This is a genomic window from Paraburkholderia sp., assembly GCF_050742655.1.
Lineage (GTDB): Bacteria > Pseudomonadota > Gammaproteobacteria > Burkholderiales > Burkholderiaceae > Paraburkholderia.
Genome location: NZ_JBOIGG010000026.1, coordinates 14,503 through 29,317 on the forward strand (window position 1 = coordinate 14,503; position 14,815 = coordinate 29,317).

10 protein-coding genes and 2 pseudogenes are annotated in these 14,815 nt (G+C 61.3%); 1 reads left to right on the forward strand and 11 read right to left on the reverse strand.

From position 1 onward, the window contains the following. Positions 1 to 315: 315 nt before the first annotated feature. From ACREXZ_RS27545 to ACREXZ_RS27580, 8 genes and pseudogenes are all read right to left on the reverse strand, one after another. A pseudogene (locus ACREXZ_RS27545) lies at positions 316 to 1,054 on the reverse strand (IS6 family transposase). 223 nt (positions 1,055 to 1,277) lie between these two features. Next, positions 1,278 to 2,729 (reverse strand): PLP-dependent aminotransferase family protein, encoded by a 1,452-nt coding sequence (locus ACREXZ_RS27550; RefSeq protein WP_431767299.1) that lies wholly within the window; start codon positions 2,727 to 2,729, stop codon positions 1,278 to 1,280. A 90-nt stretch (positions 2,730 to 2,819) separates the two neighbouring features. Then, positions 2,820 to 5,339: a penicillin-binding protein 1A gene (locus ACREXZ_RS27555; RefSeq protein WP_431767300.1), complete on the reverse strand. Its 2,520-nt coding sequence runs from the start codon at positions 5,337 to 5,339 to the stop codon at positions 2,820 to 2,822. Between the two features lie 62 nt (positions 5,340 to 5,401). Next, complete coding sequence (locus tag ACREXZ_RS27560; RefSeq protein WP_431767301.1) at positions 5,402 to 7,111, reverse strand: peptidoglycan D,D-transpeptidase FtsI family protein; 1,710 nt, start codon at positions 7,109 to 7,111, stop codon at positions 5,402 to 5,404. Between the two features lie 15 nt (positions 7,112 to 7,126). After that, positions 7,127 to 8,425: a D-alanyl-D-alanine carboxypeptidase family protein gene (locus ACREXZ_RS27565; protein WP_431767302.1), complete on the reverse strand. Its 1,299-nt coding sequence runs from the start codon at positions 8,423 to 8,425 to the stop codon at positions 7,127 to 7,129. Positions 8,426 to 8,675: 250 nt separating this feature from the next. Continuing rightward, the gene (locus ACREXZ_RS27570) at positions 8,676 to 9,620 is read right to left on the reverse strand and encodes a PhzF family phenazine biosynthesis protein (protein WP_431767303.1); all 945 of its coding nucleotides are present in this window, start codon (positions 9,618 to 9,620) and stop codon (positions 8,676 to 8,678) included. A gap of 11 nt (positions 9,621 to 9,631) precedes the next feature. Continuing rightward, the gene (locus ACREXZ_RS27575; RefSeq protein WP_431767304.1) at positions 9,632 to 10,675 is read right to left on the reverse strand and encodes a threonine aldolase family protein; all 1,044 of its coding nucleotides are present in this window, start codon (positions 10,673 to 10,675) and stop codon (positions 9,632 to 9,634) included. Positions 10,676 to 10,678: 3 nt separating this feature from the next. After that, positions 10,679 to 11,737 (reverse strand): carbon-nitrogen hydrolase family protein, encoded by a 1,059-nt coding sequence (locus tag ACREXZ_RS27580; protein ID WP_431767305.1) that lies wholly within the window; start codon positions 11,735 to 11,737, stop codon positions 10,679 to 10,681. Positions 11,738 to 11,925: 188 nt separating this feature from the next. Between ACREXZ_RS27580 and ACREXZ_RS27585 the strand changes: the two are divergent. Beyond that, a pseudogene (locus tag ACREXZ_RS27585) lies at positions 11,926 to 12,000 on the forward strand (IS6 family transposase); the annotation flags it as partial. 263 nt (positions 12,001 to 12,263) lie between these two features. On the opposite strand, the gene ACREXZ_RS27590 reads toward ACREXZ_RS27585, so the two are convergent. The 3 genes from ACREXZ_RS27590 to ACREXZ_RS27600 form a co-directional block, all read right to left on the reverse strand. Continuing rightward, positions 12,264 to 13,403 carry an IS110 family transposase gene (locus ACREXZ_RS27590; RefSeq protein ID WP_431767306.1) on the reverse strand — a complete coding sequence of 380 codons (1,140 nt, stop codon included), beginning with the start codon at positions 13,401 to 13,403 and terminating at the stop codon, positions 12,264 to 12,266. Positions 13,404 to 13,884: 481 nt separating this feature from the next. Then, a complete protein-coding gene (locus tag ACREXZ_RS27595) occupies positions 13,885 to 14,415 on the reverse strand; it encodes a cyclase family protein (RefSeq protein WP_431767307.1) in 531 nt (176 codons plus the stop codon). Beyond that, positions 14,313 to 14,792, reverse strand: a complete 480-nt coding sequence (locus ACREXZ_RS27600; RefSeq protein WP_431767308.1) for a cyclase family protein — start codon at positions 14,790 to 14,792, stop codon at positions 14,313 to 14,315. The genes ACREXZ_RS27595 and ACREXZ_RS27600 overlap by 103 nt, the downstream gene beginning before the upstream one ends. Between the last annotated feature and the right edge of the window lie 23 nt (positions 14,793 to 14,815).

Genomic DNA, 14,815 nt, shown 5'->3' on the forward strand with positions numbered 1-14,815 from the left:
GCGGCGGCACGAACGATTCATGAGGAAAAGTCATATTTCGTAATCCTATACGATCTGTTCAGTAGGCAGACCTGATACTGGGTTGCGGACGTGTGCGCGTCTATAGACAGTGGTGGAAAAAATCGATAGAACAGAGGGGCCCGTGATTTTGATTCCGTTTACGGCGGTAGCGGCCTCCAAGCGTGACAATTGTTAGCGGTCCGGTCCCGGTCTTATATTTATATAAATCAAAGCGTTGCTGTTTGAGCTTGGCCCGCAGCCGGCACTGTCACGTTGCCGCTGGAGAGATGAGAGATCGGCAAGCGTATACGGCGCTCAGAACCCACTGGACGGAGCTTGGGCGATGCCAGTGAAAAGACGCCATGCATCGAATCGCGCGGCGAGCTGTTTGCGACAAAGCGAAGCGCGCAGCAGATGCCGCTTGAGTGCGAAGTGTTGCCGGATCAGTCCGAAGCACGAAAGAAAGACCCGCGTGCGTTCGGGATGCCGGACCCGCTTCATGCGCTGCTCGCGTTCACGTGTGGGCTGATGGCTGTTCTCTGCGCGATTGTTGACGCGCGCGCAGGCTTTTACGAACACGTGTTTTACGTTCGCCAGTTCCGGGATGTCCGCTTTTGCGGCCGGGTAGCTGCGCAGCTGATCGGTCCCGATCTTCTTCGGGACCTCAGCACTGCTCGCCAGAACCCGCTTGAAGAAGCGTTTCACTGCTGCCTTGTCGCGCCGTTTCTGCAGCAGTGTGTCGAGTTCGACTCCATGCTGGTCGACGGCGCGCCACAGCACGTAAGGCTCGCCGCGCAGCGTCACAAACACCTCGTCGAGATGCCACGTAGTGCCGGCCTTGCGGCGGGCAGTCTTGACTTGATGCGCGAAGCCGGCACCGAACTTGTCTACCCACCGCCGGATCGATTCATGGCTCACGGTCACGCCACGTTCGAACAGCAATTCCTCCATGTCGCGCAGACTGAGCTGAAAGCGGTAGTACCACGCGCACCGCGTGGCTGATGACCGATGCCGGAAACCGGTGGCCGTGATAAAGCAATTTCGTTTTCTTCATGACGCCATCTTAGCCTACCGCTTTGCGAACGTGACAGTGCCGTCATAGCGGATGAAGGGCTCAATTGATGCGCCGGGGCATTTGAGTGTCAAACGTTCGTAAAACAGAGTTGAATCTTCCGCTTTTTGACTGCCCGACTCGGGACGAAACGCACGCCAAGAAACTGCCGCGCTTCGACGCTGCTGGTTGCGACTGGACGCGGCCGCCCAGCGCCGACGTTCCGTTACCGAACGATGTGTCCCCCCTGCCCAGGAGGGCTGCCGACCAGCGCGTGCGCTAACTCTCCCAGTCTCAGCAGTGCGCCCTGTCTGCTGGCGTCTAGCCGCTCTCCACAGTTCAGTCGGATGAAGTTTTCATATTTTCCATCGGGCGAAAACATCGGCCCGGGCGCAACGGTGACGCCTGCGTCGAACGCGCGCCGATAAAGCGAGGTACTGAGGACGGTGTCAGGCAGACGGATCCAAAGCAGGTATCCGCCGTTCGGTAACGAGAATCGCGTGCCCGATGGAAAGTGACGCCGAACGATCTGTGCAGTCTGCTCGACCTGAAGTTGACAGTGCTTGCGCAACTGACGCAAATGGTGGTGGTAGCCACCGGTGCGCAGATACTCAGCCACGCCTTCCTGGATCAGCAACGGCTGCCCGATGCTCATGGTTCGCTTGAGCGACACGAGTGCGTCGTGATAGCGGCCGCCGGAGACCCAGCCGATCCGCAATCCGGGCGACAACGTCTTCGACAGCGAACTGCACAACAGCACATTGCCGGTGCGATCGTACGATCTGGCCGCGCGCTGTGTCGATTCAAAGTGTAGATCGCTGAATGTCGCATCCTCGATCAGCGGGATCTGGCTACGCTCGAGCAGATCGACGAGCTCGCGTTTCATATCGAGCGTCAGTCCGGTGCCCCCCGGATTGCTGACACAGGTCGACATCAAGCACGCACCGATGCGACGTTCCTTCGATAACCGGGCGATGTCGGAAAAAGCACGCGCGGGATCGGGCGCGAATGCAAGTGGTAGTGCGGTCATGCCGAGCCGTTCGATGGTCGAAAGGAACCCGTAGTAAGCTGGCGATTCGACAACGATCGCATCGCCAGCTCTCGCGACCGCTTGCAGGCACAGGCCGAATGCCTCGACGCAGCCGTTGGTCACGAGAACGTCGTCGGCACTCAACTGGCAATTCCAGCTGGACGCATGGGTGGCGAGACTTTCGCGCAAGCGCCTCGATCCGGGAGAAAAAGAAACTTCGGCCAGCAGTTCGCAATGTTTGCGCGCGGTTGACGAAATGCAGCGCGAGAGCGCCTCGATCGGGAAAAGCTCCTTTCCGCATAGCGCGGTGCCAAAGGACACCAGATTCGCTGTCGTATCAAGGCAGTTCAGCGTCTCGCGCGTCAGCGACTCGTCCGCGCGTTCCGCGTGCAGCGCGATGCGTTCCGGGGCGGTCAGCGGACGGACTTCGGCGCGGACGTAAAAGCCCTTCTGAGGACGCGCTTCGATGAGCCGTTTGTCCTCGAGCAGACGATAGGCGGCCAGCGCAGTCGTGACGCTGACGCGCTGCGCATGGCTGAGTTGCCGGACCGACGGTAAGCGCTGGCCGGGCGACCACATGCCGCGCTCGATTTCTGCTTCGAGCGTAGCGGCCAGCGACACATGGAGGAAATGTTCCGTTGGAAGCATGGCGGAGGAGCGTGGGCTAGTTTGAGCGATATGTATGCATCGTACCCGGTGCCGGACGTCTGTTGGTCGTACGCCAACATGGCGGAGGAACTAGGGTGCGTCGAAATACCGGAGGATTCTGTCGCGTTCGGCCGCACTCACCCGCAACGCGGAAGGATTGCTAGGCACCGGCGCCGCGACTCCATCGGCGGCCACTGGAGGCGCCGCGGCCTGCGTGACGCCGATCCCAGGGACGCCGATCCCAGGGACGAAACCGTTGCCGGGGACATGCTCTGCCTCGAATAACTCGCCGTCGATGGCGACCACGTCAGCCGGCAAATCTTCAGAGAATGGAGGCACGGATTGCAGTGCGCCTTGCATATACTGCATCCAGATCGGTAGTGCGGTGTGCGACCCGTATTCGTGCGGTCCAAGAGTTCGCGGTTCGTCGAACCCCATCCACGTTACGGTGACGAGTGAATGCTGGAATCCGGCGAACCAGCCGTCGTGATAGTCGTTCGTAGAACCGGTTTTGCCCGCGATATCGGTTCGATGCAGCGCGTTCGTTGCCGAGCCCGTTCCATGCTGCGCGACCGACTGAAGGAGGTTTGTCATGATGAAGCTGTTGGCGGCCGAAATCGTGCGCGGTGCGTTTTGCCCCGCAACCAGTGGATGTTCCTCGAACAGGAGCTTGCCGCTTGCATCGCCGATTCGTTCGATCAGGTACGGACGGACCAGATATCCGCCGTTCGCGAACACGGAATAGGCGATCGCCATCTGGAGCGGTGTGACGGAGCCCGCGCCCAGTGCCATCGGCAGATCCGCAACGATCCTGTCCGGGCTGAAACCAAAGCGGTCGACGACATACTGTCTTGCGTAGTCAGGGCCGATCGCATCCAGCACGCGTATCGCGACGAGGTTCTTGGACTTGGCTAAACCTTCCCGCAGCGTGATCGGCCCCAGCAGCGCACCGTCCTCCCTAGGGCGCCACACGCGCGCGCCCGGGCTTGCACCGACGGTTTCGAACGGCGCATCGTTGACGATGGTGGCGGGCGCCAGGCCCTTTTCCAGCGCGGCCGAGTACATGAACGGCTTAAACGACGATCCGGGTTGCCGCCAGCTTTGCGTGACGTGATTGAACTTGTTACGCGTGAGACTGAAGCCACCCACCAGTGCGAGCACGGCACCATCCCGCGGGGCGAGTGAAATCAGCGCGGCTTCGACGGAGGGGAGCTCCGTGATGGTTGCTTGCCCTTTGGCATCGGTGGCAATGCGCACGATCGCGCCGGGACGTAGTCCGGCCGCGAGAACGGACCTCGACCGGGTCCGGGATCTGACGAAGTCGAGTCCGGAGCCTGCAACTACAATTTTCTGTTCGGCGCGAGCTTGCACGATCACCTGATGTTCACCTGCTGACACGACGACTGCGGCGACCAAACCGGATATGGTGGGACGCGTTTTCAATGCGTTCTCGACGCTGACTGCGAATGCCGTCGTACCGGGAGCGCCAGGAGGAACTGATTCGGCGTTGACGTATCCTTCCGGTCCCGTGTATCCACGACGGCGGCTGTAGTCGAGCACACCGCTGCGCACCGCCGCATAGGCGCTGCGCTGATCTGCAGCCCGGACGGTCGTCCACACCCGGAAGCCGCGCTCGTATGCGGCCTCTCCGTACTGCTCAAACATCGCCTGCCGTACCATCTCGCCGACGTAGTCCGCGTGCACGGGCAACTCGGAGGGCGGGGGGCCGGCGTAGGGCGCCTCGTCTAGCGCCGCCTGATATTGCGCATCATCGAGGTAGTGCAGTTCATGCATTCGTCCGAGAATCAGGATTTGCCGGCGCCGGGCTCTCTCGGGGTTCTCGACGGGGTCGTAGGCCGACGGTGCTTTCGGCAAACCGGCAAGCAGTGCTGCCTGTGCAGCCGTCACGTCGGCGAGATTCTCTCCGAAATAGGCCTTCGCCGCCGCGCCGAAACCATACGAGCGTTCACCGAGATAGATCTGGTTCATGTACAGCTGCAGGATCTGCTGCTTGGTCAGTATCGATTCGATCTTGATCGCCAGCAGGATCTCGTAGACCTTGCGCGTGTAGGTCTTGTTGCTCGACAGGAAGAAATTGCGGGCGAGCTGCATGGTGATCGTGCTGGCGCCTTGTTCCTTGCCGCCCCGCGTTAGATCGGCGAGCGTGGCACGTGCCAGTCCGATGAAGTCGACGCCGTGATGTTCGTAGAAACGCGCGTCTTCGGTCGCGATAACTGCGTGTTGCATCACAGTGGGAATCTGCCCGAGATCCAGCGGAATTCGCCGCTCGATCCCGTATTGTGCGATCAGCTCGTTGTCTGCGGTATAGACGCGCAGTGGTTCCGTCGGCTGGAACTCGGTCAGGATGTTCACGGGCGGCAACTGCGGATAGAGAACGATGACGACATAACAGAGCAGGAGAGCAACCACCATCGCGAACGAGACACACAGTCCCGCGATCTGGAGCGAGTGTCGGCGCAATCGCGAGGCCCGCGGTTTTGCGATGGCTGGACGTTCTGTCTGCTCGCGATCCGTGTCGGACACGTTTGAATGGGGAGGTGCCGTGGATCGCGTGTCGCGATCACGTCGAGAGAAGCGTCGTTTCAACATATAAACATCCAGATCGTTGAAGTTTTCGTGCGTGTACCCGTCTGTCGGCGCAATAGCGTTGATCAGGGGTGTTTCGCAAGCGGAAGATCAGGCGGGACGCCGAGCAGATGGAGCGAGTTCTCCATGATTTCCGCGAATACCGGACCTGCGACCGGGCCGCCATAGTAGGAACCGCGGGAGGGTTCATCGATCATGACGGCGACGATCAGGCGCGGATCGCTCATAGGAGCCATTCCGACGAACACTGCACGATACTTGCCACGTGCATACCCTATGCCGGACTGCTTACGCGCTGTACCGGTCTTGGCGCCGACCCGGTAATCCGGAAGCCGCGCGATGGCGGCCGTGCCGCCCGGCGCAACAGCCGCCTCCAGCATGTTTCGGATTTCCCGCGCAGTGTCCGGAGAGATCACACTGACGCCTTCGCGTGGCGATGGGATACGCCGCAGTGACAAAGATTGGCGCACGCCGTCATGTGCGAACACCGTATAGGCGTCGGCAAGCTGGGACAGGGAGACGGAAAGCCCGTAGCCATAGGCCATGGTTGCCTGTTCTATCGGCTTCCAGCGGAGCGCGGGACGCAGGGTGCCCCGTTCAGCCGAAGGGAAGTCTGCGATAGGTCGCTCTCCCACACCGAACGATCGAAACATTTGCCACATGTCCTTCGGTAACAATTTCCCCGCGATCTTCACCATGCCGATGTTGCTTGATTTAGCGACGATCTGCGTGACCGAGATATCTCCGTGGTCTGACGTGTCGTGAATCAAGCTGCCGTATATCTTCAGGACTCCGGGCGACGTGTCGAAATGTGTATCGGGAGTCACGACGTGTTCTTCCAACGCGAGTGCTACCGTAACGGGCTTGATCGTGGAGCCAGGCTCGAAGACGTCGGAGAGCGCGCGATCCCTGAAACGGTCGTCGTACGCCGTGGACTCCTGGTTTGGATCGAAGGTGGGCACGTTGGCCAGCGCGAGGATCTCGCCCGTTCGCGCGTCGAGTACGATCGCGCAGCCCGCAGCGGCCGCGAAACGCGTGACAGAGCGTTGCACGGCAATCATCGCGAGATGCTGGATGCGGCGGTCGATGGACAATGCAATGTCCGAACCTGGTTTACCCGGCAAAGGGGGCGATACGTTTTCGACTGGACGTCCCAGGCGATCCACGATGATGTCCCGCCTGCCGGGCGTTCCTGTCAGCGTGCCATCGCTCGCCATTTCGACTCCCTCCAGCCCATGACCATCCAGGCCGATGAAACCGACTAGCTGTGCGAAATCGCTGCCGCCCGGATAATAGCGCCGTACCCCCGCTGTCATATGCACCCCCGGCACCGAGAGCGTAGCGATCCGTGTAGCAGATTCGGTTCCAACCTGGCGCTGCAGATATAGAAATTTCTTGTCACTGTGCGCTTTGATCGACAGTTCCGATTCCGGAATGTTCAGTAGAGAGGCAATCGATCTGCGATCGTTGTCGGTCGCCTGACGGAACTCGGACGGGACGATCCAGATATCCTGAACCGGTTCGTTGATTGCCAGAATCGAACCATTGCGGTCCAGCACGCGGCCCCGCACCGTGACTGTTTCGACCGCATGCTCGTAGCGCTTGCGCCCCTGCTGTATGTAGAAATCGCTCCTGATGCATTGCACCCAGAATGCGCGCACGAACAACGCAATGAAACCCATAGAGATGAGGAACAGGACAACATGCGAGCGCCATGCCGGCAGCGCAGGCTTTGTTACCGTCGAGCGATGAAATGAGATCGACTGGGGTGTCATTTCCAGTGCGCCGACCTAGTGAGGTGATGGCCGCACGCCGGTTACACCCAGCAGTCCGGCCAGGCCGTTGCTGACGAGCTGGCTCCATGCGGTGATTCGCATCGACACACCGTCGATCATTTGCCGGAGTAGCGAGCCGCGACGGACCGCCATCGCGGCGACTAGATCGCCGCCGATTGTTTCGCCCGAGGCCGTACGCAGCAGATAACGTGCGACGACCTGGCCGCCTGCGACCGGTGCGACCGGCGGGTTGTCGCTGCGAATCGTAAGTTTCCCGACCGGCTGACCGTGCGCGACAGTGACGACGAGTGGCACGGTCGGCACGACCGGCATCGTCGACGTCTCCCCCTGCGCGACCGGAATCGATCCGACTGTGGTTCCGGCACCGGCCAGTTCGACGTCGTCGAAAGCGCTGAAGCCGGTGTCGAGCATCGTGCGTGCGGACATCATCAGCAGATGCCGCGTCGGCGCGCCCAGAATGACGGCGAATATCCGGCGCTTGAACGGTGCTGCCGGCTGCGCGCGGTTCGCAGTGGCTACGATGCAGTACTGCGCGGTTACGGTGTGACCGGTCTTCAGCCCGTCTATCGATGGATCGATGCTGACGAGCGGGTTCTGGTTCGGCGCCGAAAACTGCCCGAACGAAAAGCGCTGCTGCGACGAGATCCGGAAGAAGTCCGGGAAATCCGTTATAAGTCGCAGCGAGAGCATCGCCATATCGCGTGCAGTTGTGTAGTTATCGCCTACGCCAGACGGGCTGCTGAAATGCGTGCCGGTCATGCCGAGTTGTTGCGCGGTACGGTTCATTTCGTCGACGAAGGCGGACTCGCTGGTGGCGAACCGGTCGGCGAGCGTCAGCGCCGCGTCATTCGCAGAGACGACGATCAATCCGTTTAGCAGGTTCCTCGCGCTGATGTACTGCCCACCGCGCAGATACATGCGCGATTCGTCGGCGCCCATGCGATCGACGTCGGTTGGAACGACGAGCATCGCGTCCCAGTCCATGTAGCCCTGCTTCAGTTTTTTCAGCACGACGTAAGCGGTCATCAACTTGGTCAGCGATGCCGGCTCGCGTCGCAGGTCCGGGTTGTGAGCGAGCAGGATCTGCCCGGATTCGCCGTCGACGAGCAGCCACGCCGCCGCGCTGACGCTCGGGAGCGGCAGGGTCGAGATTAGCGGCAAGCGGGATGCGAGTGGGGCGGCGAGTGTGTCGACCGGGTGCGCTGCCAGCGAACAGAACAGTGTCAACGCGAGGCTGGAGCGGCGAAACGCACGGCGCAAAGAAATGATGCGTGAAGCACGAAACAAATTCATAAGACGTAGTCCTGCTTGATCTATTCGGAGGCAAGTCCGGTGTGTGCTGAATCACCACGCTCACACGAACAGCGCTTGCCTGTTGCATCCGATATTGCGCCGCAGGCAAGCGAGCGTCTATGAACAGCACTCACCCTTTTCGATAGAACAGATGGGAAGCGAGCGGACATCGATGCGCGCGCGAGCCGTGTCCAGAAACGCGGCTGTCGCGCAGGCCGCAATGCGACGCGGCGTTGCAATAGCAACTGGGTCATAGCCGGAGGCTGCCTTCCGAGACGATGATCGCACAGCCACCGATCTCGATCCGATGAGCCGCGTCCGGACCTTTCCAGAAGATGCGCCCCGATCTCCCCAGATGCATGCCCTGGCTTGCGACTTGCGTTGCAGAGCCGGGACGCCAGTTGTTCAGCCATGCGCACAGCGCGGCGGCGCACGCGTTGCCGCCGCCGCACACTGCATCTTCGGGCACACCGATGGAAGGGGCGAACGAACGGACTTCGTAGTCAGTGGCGGCGTCGAATCGCGTCTTGCCGAAAGCCGTGACGCCGATCGCGCCGTGCAGCCGGCTCAGCCTGTCCAGTTCGTCTGGAACCGGCTCAAGACGATCGATGTCGACGGCATCCGGTAGCTCCAGAACCAGCCACTTCGCTCCGGCTTCGACTATGAACACGCGTGACGACTCCGCGACCGGACCCAGGGCCGCGACGATCGCCTCCGCGTCGTCGTCGCGGAGGGGCCGCACCGTGACCGGTGGGGTCGTAAACCACACGCGCCGCTTCCCACTGACGACCTCCTCCGTGCGCATGTCGATCAGCCCCGCAGGGCACGCCTGGATGAATCGACCGCGGCTCACGTCGATTCGATTGTGGTCCAGCAACAGGTGTGCGGTGCCTATCGACGGATGACCGGCGAACGGCAGCTCGCACCGCGGCGACCAGATCCGCACGCTGTAGGCCGCCCGTTCGTCCTGCGTGGTGGGCAACACGAACACCGTCTCCGGCATGCCGATCCATCGCGAGAAATCCTGCATGCGAGTGTCGGACGGCATCGTGTCGGGAATCACGATGGCAACCGGATTGCCTGCGAACGCGTGCTGAGTGAATACGTCGACGATAAACAATTGGGCGGAGGTGCTCACGTGGTCGATCCTTTGCATGAAACGGTAGCGGGCACCTGTCGTGACGACCGGCGCCAATCGCTAGCTAGCTATGCCGCGTAGCGCCGCGCGGTCGCAATCAGGATCGCTGCCGCGCGGGCGATATCGTCGGTCGTCACACCGAGATGGGTGGTCGCTCTCAGCTTGCCGTTCGGCAGCGCCCGGATGCGCACCCCTGCCTGCGTCGCGTGGCGGACAAACTGGTCGGCGTCGACAGACAGGCCGCGGAGGGCGAACAGGATCAGATTGGTGGCTGGCTTCGCTGCGGAAAACGAGAAGTACGGTTGCGCTTCGAGGAGTTCGACCAGCAGTCGAGCATTCGCGTGATCGTCAGCAAGACGTTCGACGTGGTGATCGAGTGCATGCAGCGCGGCGGCCGCCAGCACACCGGACTGCCGCATTGCGCCACCCAGCCGGTATTTCCAGACCCACGCGTCGCGCACGAACGACTCGCTGCCGCAGAGCACCGCGCCGACCGGGCAGCCGAGTCCTTTCGTGAAATCGATCCACGCAGAGTCCCAGCCCTCTGTGTAGGTGCGCGGCGCGATGCCTGTCGCGCAACTAGCATTGAGTAGCCGGGCTCCGTCGATGTGGGTTCTGAGTCCGGCATCGAGCGCGACATCGCGCACCTGCCGCAACGTGTCCAGCGGCCAGATGGCGCCTCCGCTGAAATTCGTGGTCTGCTCGATGCAGACCATCGCGGAACGCGGCGCAGTTCTGCTCGGAGCGCGGATCGCGGAGCGGCATTCGTCGGCGGTGAAAACGCCATCCGCGGTCCTGATGGGATTGACGGCCGCACCGGCGATTGCCGCGGCGCCCGCTGCTTCCGTCGTGCAGATGTGCGATTCGGCGTCGGCGATCAGTTCGTCGCCGGGACGCGTGTGAACCAGCGTCGCGACGAGATTGCACATGGTTCCGGACGGCATGAATACGGCGCTCGGATAACCCAGTTCGGCGCTCACCCGATCGCACAGCGCGCGCGTAGTCGGATCTTCGTCGGCCTGCTCGTCGCCGACCTCGGCCCGCGCCATCGCGGCGCGCATGGCGTCGGTCGGTGTCGTCTTCGTGTCGCTGTACAGATCGATGACGCGCATGATTCAGCGCTCCGGTCCGGGTCGAAGCGCGACGTCGTCGAGTGGACCCGCATCGAGCGAATGGTCAGGAGGCGAAACCGGCGTGTCGCCGTCGTCGAATTCGGCTGCCGTAAGCGGCCGACGATTGACGTTCAGGCGAAATACGTCGAAGCGGTTGTAGTAACCGACGACGTCCTGAAACTGTTTGGGCACGACGCATTTGGCGAGATCGATGTCCGCATACACGATGCCTTCGTCATCGCGCAGCGTATCGCTGATCACGCGTCCATCCGGCCCAAAAATCATCGAAACGCTTTTGGGCGACTCATCGAGCAGTTGCCTCGCGCGGCTGTTGTCCCGGGCAATGAGATCGATCGCATCGGGCGGCAGGAAGCCCGAGGCGACGATGTTGAATAGCTTGCCTTCGAATGCGTGCGCGCCGGCACGAAGACGGATGGCGGCCTCGAGATCGTAACCCGCCTCGCCGGGCGGATGGGTCGGCCAGCGCGGTGAGAACGACGAGACATGCACGTTTTCGCCCTGCGCAAGCAGTGAGAACCGCGCGAGCGAATTGGTGTTTTCGCCGCACACCAGCGCACCGATTTTGCCGATGCGGGTATCGACGACGCGCAGACCGCTGCCGTCGCCGTTCGCCCACGTCATCTTCTCCCAATAGGTCGGTACCAGTTTGCGGTGGCGATTCAGCAACTTGCCGTCATCGCCGATGAGCAGGTTCGTGTCCCATATGCAGGCGGGACTCACCGGCGACACCTCGTTGATGCCGATCGACACAAACACACGGTGACGGCGTGCAGCATCCTGGATGCGACGGACCTCCGCGCCGTCGACTTCGACGGCACTGGCAGCCAGATTGAAGAAGAAATCGTGCACGTCGACTGGCGCATACACGCCGGACCAGACCGGAAACGCTGATACGTACGCTTCGGGGAACGCGATCAGTTCCGCGCCGTGATGAGCCGCTTCCGCAATTAGTGCGCAAGCCTTGTCGATCGTGCGGGCGGAATCGAAATAACAGGGTGCCACGTGGCAAGCTGCAGCGCGAAATGCCGGGAATGTTTTCATGACAGGCAACCGAGGATGGGTTGCCGGATTATGTGAGGCCTGATTCGTGGTGTCGATGTACAGAGATCGGCGAAAATGCTGGAACAGTGCAGGTGTCCCGGGCGATCAGAAACATCATCGCTTGAGCGGGCGCATTCACGGGGACGGGGCGCTGTCAAATTCACAGCGCAGACGGCTAAGATCGCGTGATGAAGACACCAAAATCGCTTTACCATGGTCATCGTTTCCCCGGGTCGATCATCAGTCACGCGGTTCGGTGGTATTGATATGACTTTGCGTGTCAATCGGAGTTGGTTTTCAGGTTGTTGTATCGATGCATGAATTTCCTGAGGGCGGCGCAGCAGTAACGTCAACGGTGAATCACACTGATATGCGCGGGTTGGGTACCGCATTACAGAGGTCCGCCTCATGAGCCTGCCGCTAACTTTCGCCGCAAATCGGTGATGCTCGTTGCGAAATACCATCGCGGGTTGTCCGGGTGTCGGGCTGCGCCGCCTTCAGGAAATTCCTTCAGTTTTCAAAACAGTCACCGGCAGGATGCAGGCGATTCGCTGCGTGGTATGGCGAGCGACATGGCCAGCCGGCTGATGTCCCACATGAATGCAGCCAGCTCGCGTGCAATAGCCACGACCGTGATGTTGATCGGCTTGCCGCGTGCGCTCAGCCGGCGAAATCGTCGGCACAGCCGTACCTGGGCGTCCCAGGCCCGGTCAATGATGGCCTTGGGCAGGTCTTCAAGGCGGGCCTGGATTTCCGGACTGACGCGGGCGGGGTGACGGTAACTCCATGCAGCCTCGACCAGCAACCTTCTGGCGTAGCTGTTGCCGATCTTGGTGATGCTGCCCAGCCGGCGTTTGCCTCCCGACGAATGTTCCGATGGCGTCACACCAAGCCAGGCCATCAGCTGACGCGGATGTTCGAAGCGGGACAGGTCGCCGAGTTCAGAAAGCATCACGATGGCAGTAACAAACTGGACACCCCGCATGGCCTGCAGGGCCAGCACCACCGGATAGAACCGCCAGGAGATCACTGCTTCGCGCAGGGCTGTTTCCAGACGAGCGCACTGTGCGAGCCGGTCCTCGATCGTGCGCCGGTGTTCGTCAAAGGCAAGGTGCTGCCAGGCGCTGGGAAACGAACAGCGACCCAGCCAGCGACGGTGCGCCTCGCCCCAGTTTGCGCTGCCGGTATAGCGAACGCCATGCGCGAGCAGGAACGATTTCAGTCGCTGCCGTGCGTGCCGCAGATCTTCACGGGCTGTCGCCCATGCGCGGGCGAGATCCCGGAATGCCTCGTCCTCAATTCCAGGCACGTACACGGCCGACAGGTCGCCCGCGCGCAGCGAGCGCGCCAGCTTGATGGCATCACGCCGGTCAGTCTTCACGCGTTCGCCCGGCTTGCGCGGGATCAGTGACGGTGCGCAGACCATGCAGTCGAAACCCTTCTGGACGAGCTGAAGGTACAGCCCGTAGCCACACGGACCAGCCTCGTACGTGACGCGTACGTGCGGCGCTTTGGATTGCAGCCGCGTGCACAGCCGGTCAATGTCGGCCCCACTCGTGCCGGTTTTGCCCAGCAGTTCGACCTCGCCCGCGTCGATCACGTAGGCGACCGTGATCGAGTCCTTGTGAAGATCCAGTCCAACGTACACCGTGCTATCGTTTCGCATGCTGGCCTCCATGGAGGAAATCGCCGGGACGCGGCCCAGTCCACGTCCGTGCGGCTCTGGCAGCAATGCTAACCCGCGTTCAGTTTCCCCACCGCGGGCCAGCCCCTACCTCACGCAAAGTCATACTGCCTTTCCAGTTTCTCATTGCGCGCGCAACAACGTGACAGCGCCCCCACGGGCGATAGCACTCCACAACGCGCGGACGAAAGGTAACGCGGGGGTTCGCAGGGAACGCGCAACACCGCCCATTGGAAAGCGTGAGCGCTGAGGTGGCGGACGAACGCCGGACGTGATGAGATACGCGAACTCCGCGGGTTGATGAACGTCCTTCATTGAATTCATCTCGACAAATGACACAGTACGATACCGATTGAGCTTCATCTCGGGGTTCCAAAGCGAGAGCAATATGTCCCTTCGGCATGGCACGAAGACGTGGCTGCCCGCGAGATCGACGGTGTCCGCGGGTGAGTTAAATCCGCGACTATCGTGGCTCGTCGAGAATCCCATCGGCATCGCGAGCCAATGCTTTGGTGTGAGTCGGCATCGGCGCACCTGACGCTTGATCGATAGTGACACCGTGTGGCCAGCTTGCGGGCGCAATCGCAACATAGCGAGCGAAACCACCGGTTCCACCTTCAGGCTTTGCAAAGCCGATGGCGATCAGTGCACCGCTCTCAGGTACCTGATCGAGATTGGCAACACCCTCGGCCTGAGCAAAGTTGTGCTTGAACAGCCATTTCTCGGTCTCATACGTCGGGCTCATGTCCGGGCTGTATGTCTCGTGACCATGAAACAGGACATGTGGCTGCATGTGAAGGAACTGGAGCACGTCGAGTCCGATGCCAGGGAAGGGCTTCGCATTGAAGCTCGCCGGATCGGGCCATCGCTTTGACCAGTCCGTTCTGAACATCACCACGGAACCTGCAGGAATACGGCCATACTTTTTCTCCCAGTCGCGGATGTCGTCCATCGTTGCGACGACAGCGGGATTGGCCTTGACCTTATCGACCATGTTGGTGACAACCAGAGGCCGCGACGTACGATCGCCGGGAATTCGTTGATTGTTGCTCCGTGAGCATTGCCGTGCGCGGGCGGGTCGAGTTGGGTGCCAACCTGATCCGTGCTCAACTCATAGGCCGTGATTGCCGCGTCTACCGTTGGATAATCAAACGCTACATCCTTGTCGGAGCCATGGAGATGCGCGGTCTTGAACTCCAACGGACCGAAGTCAGGGCCTAGCGGTGTTCGAGGGCTAAAGGCGTGTGTCAGATCGATGTACTTCGCTTTGGCGAACAGGGCGTCATAGGTCGGCCAGAAGCTTTGTGTGGTTCCTGCTGCTGCATGCCGGCGGCGTACGCTGTCACTCCGCTCAAAGAGGTTAGCGCGCATAACAACAATATTGCCCCACCGTT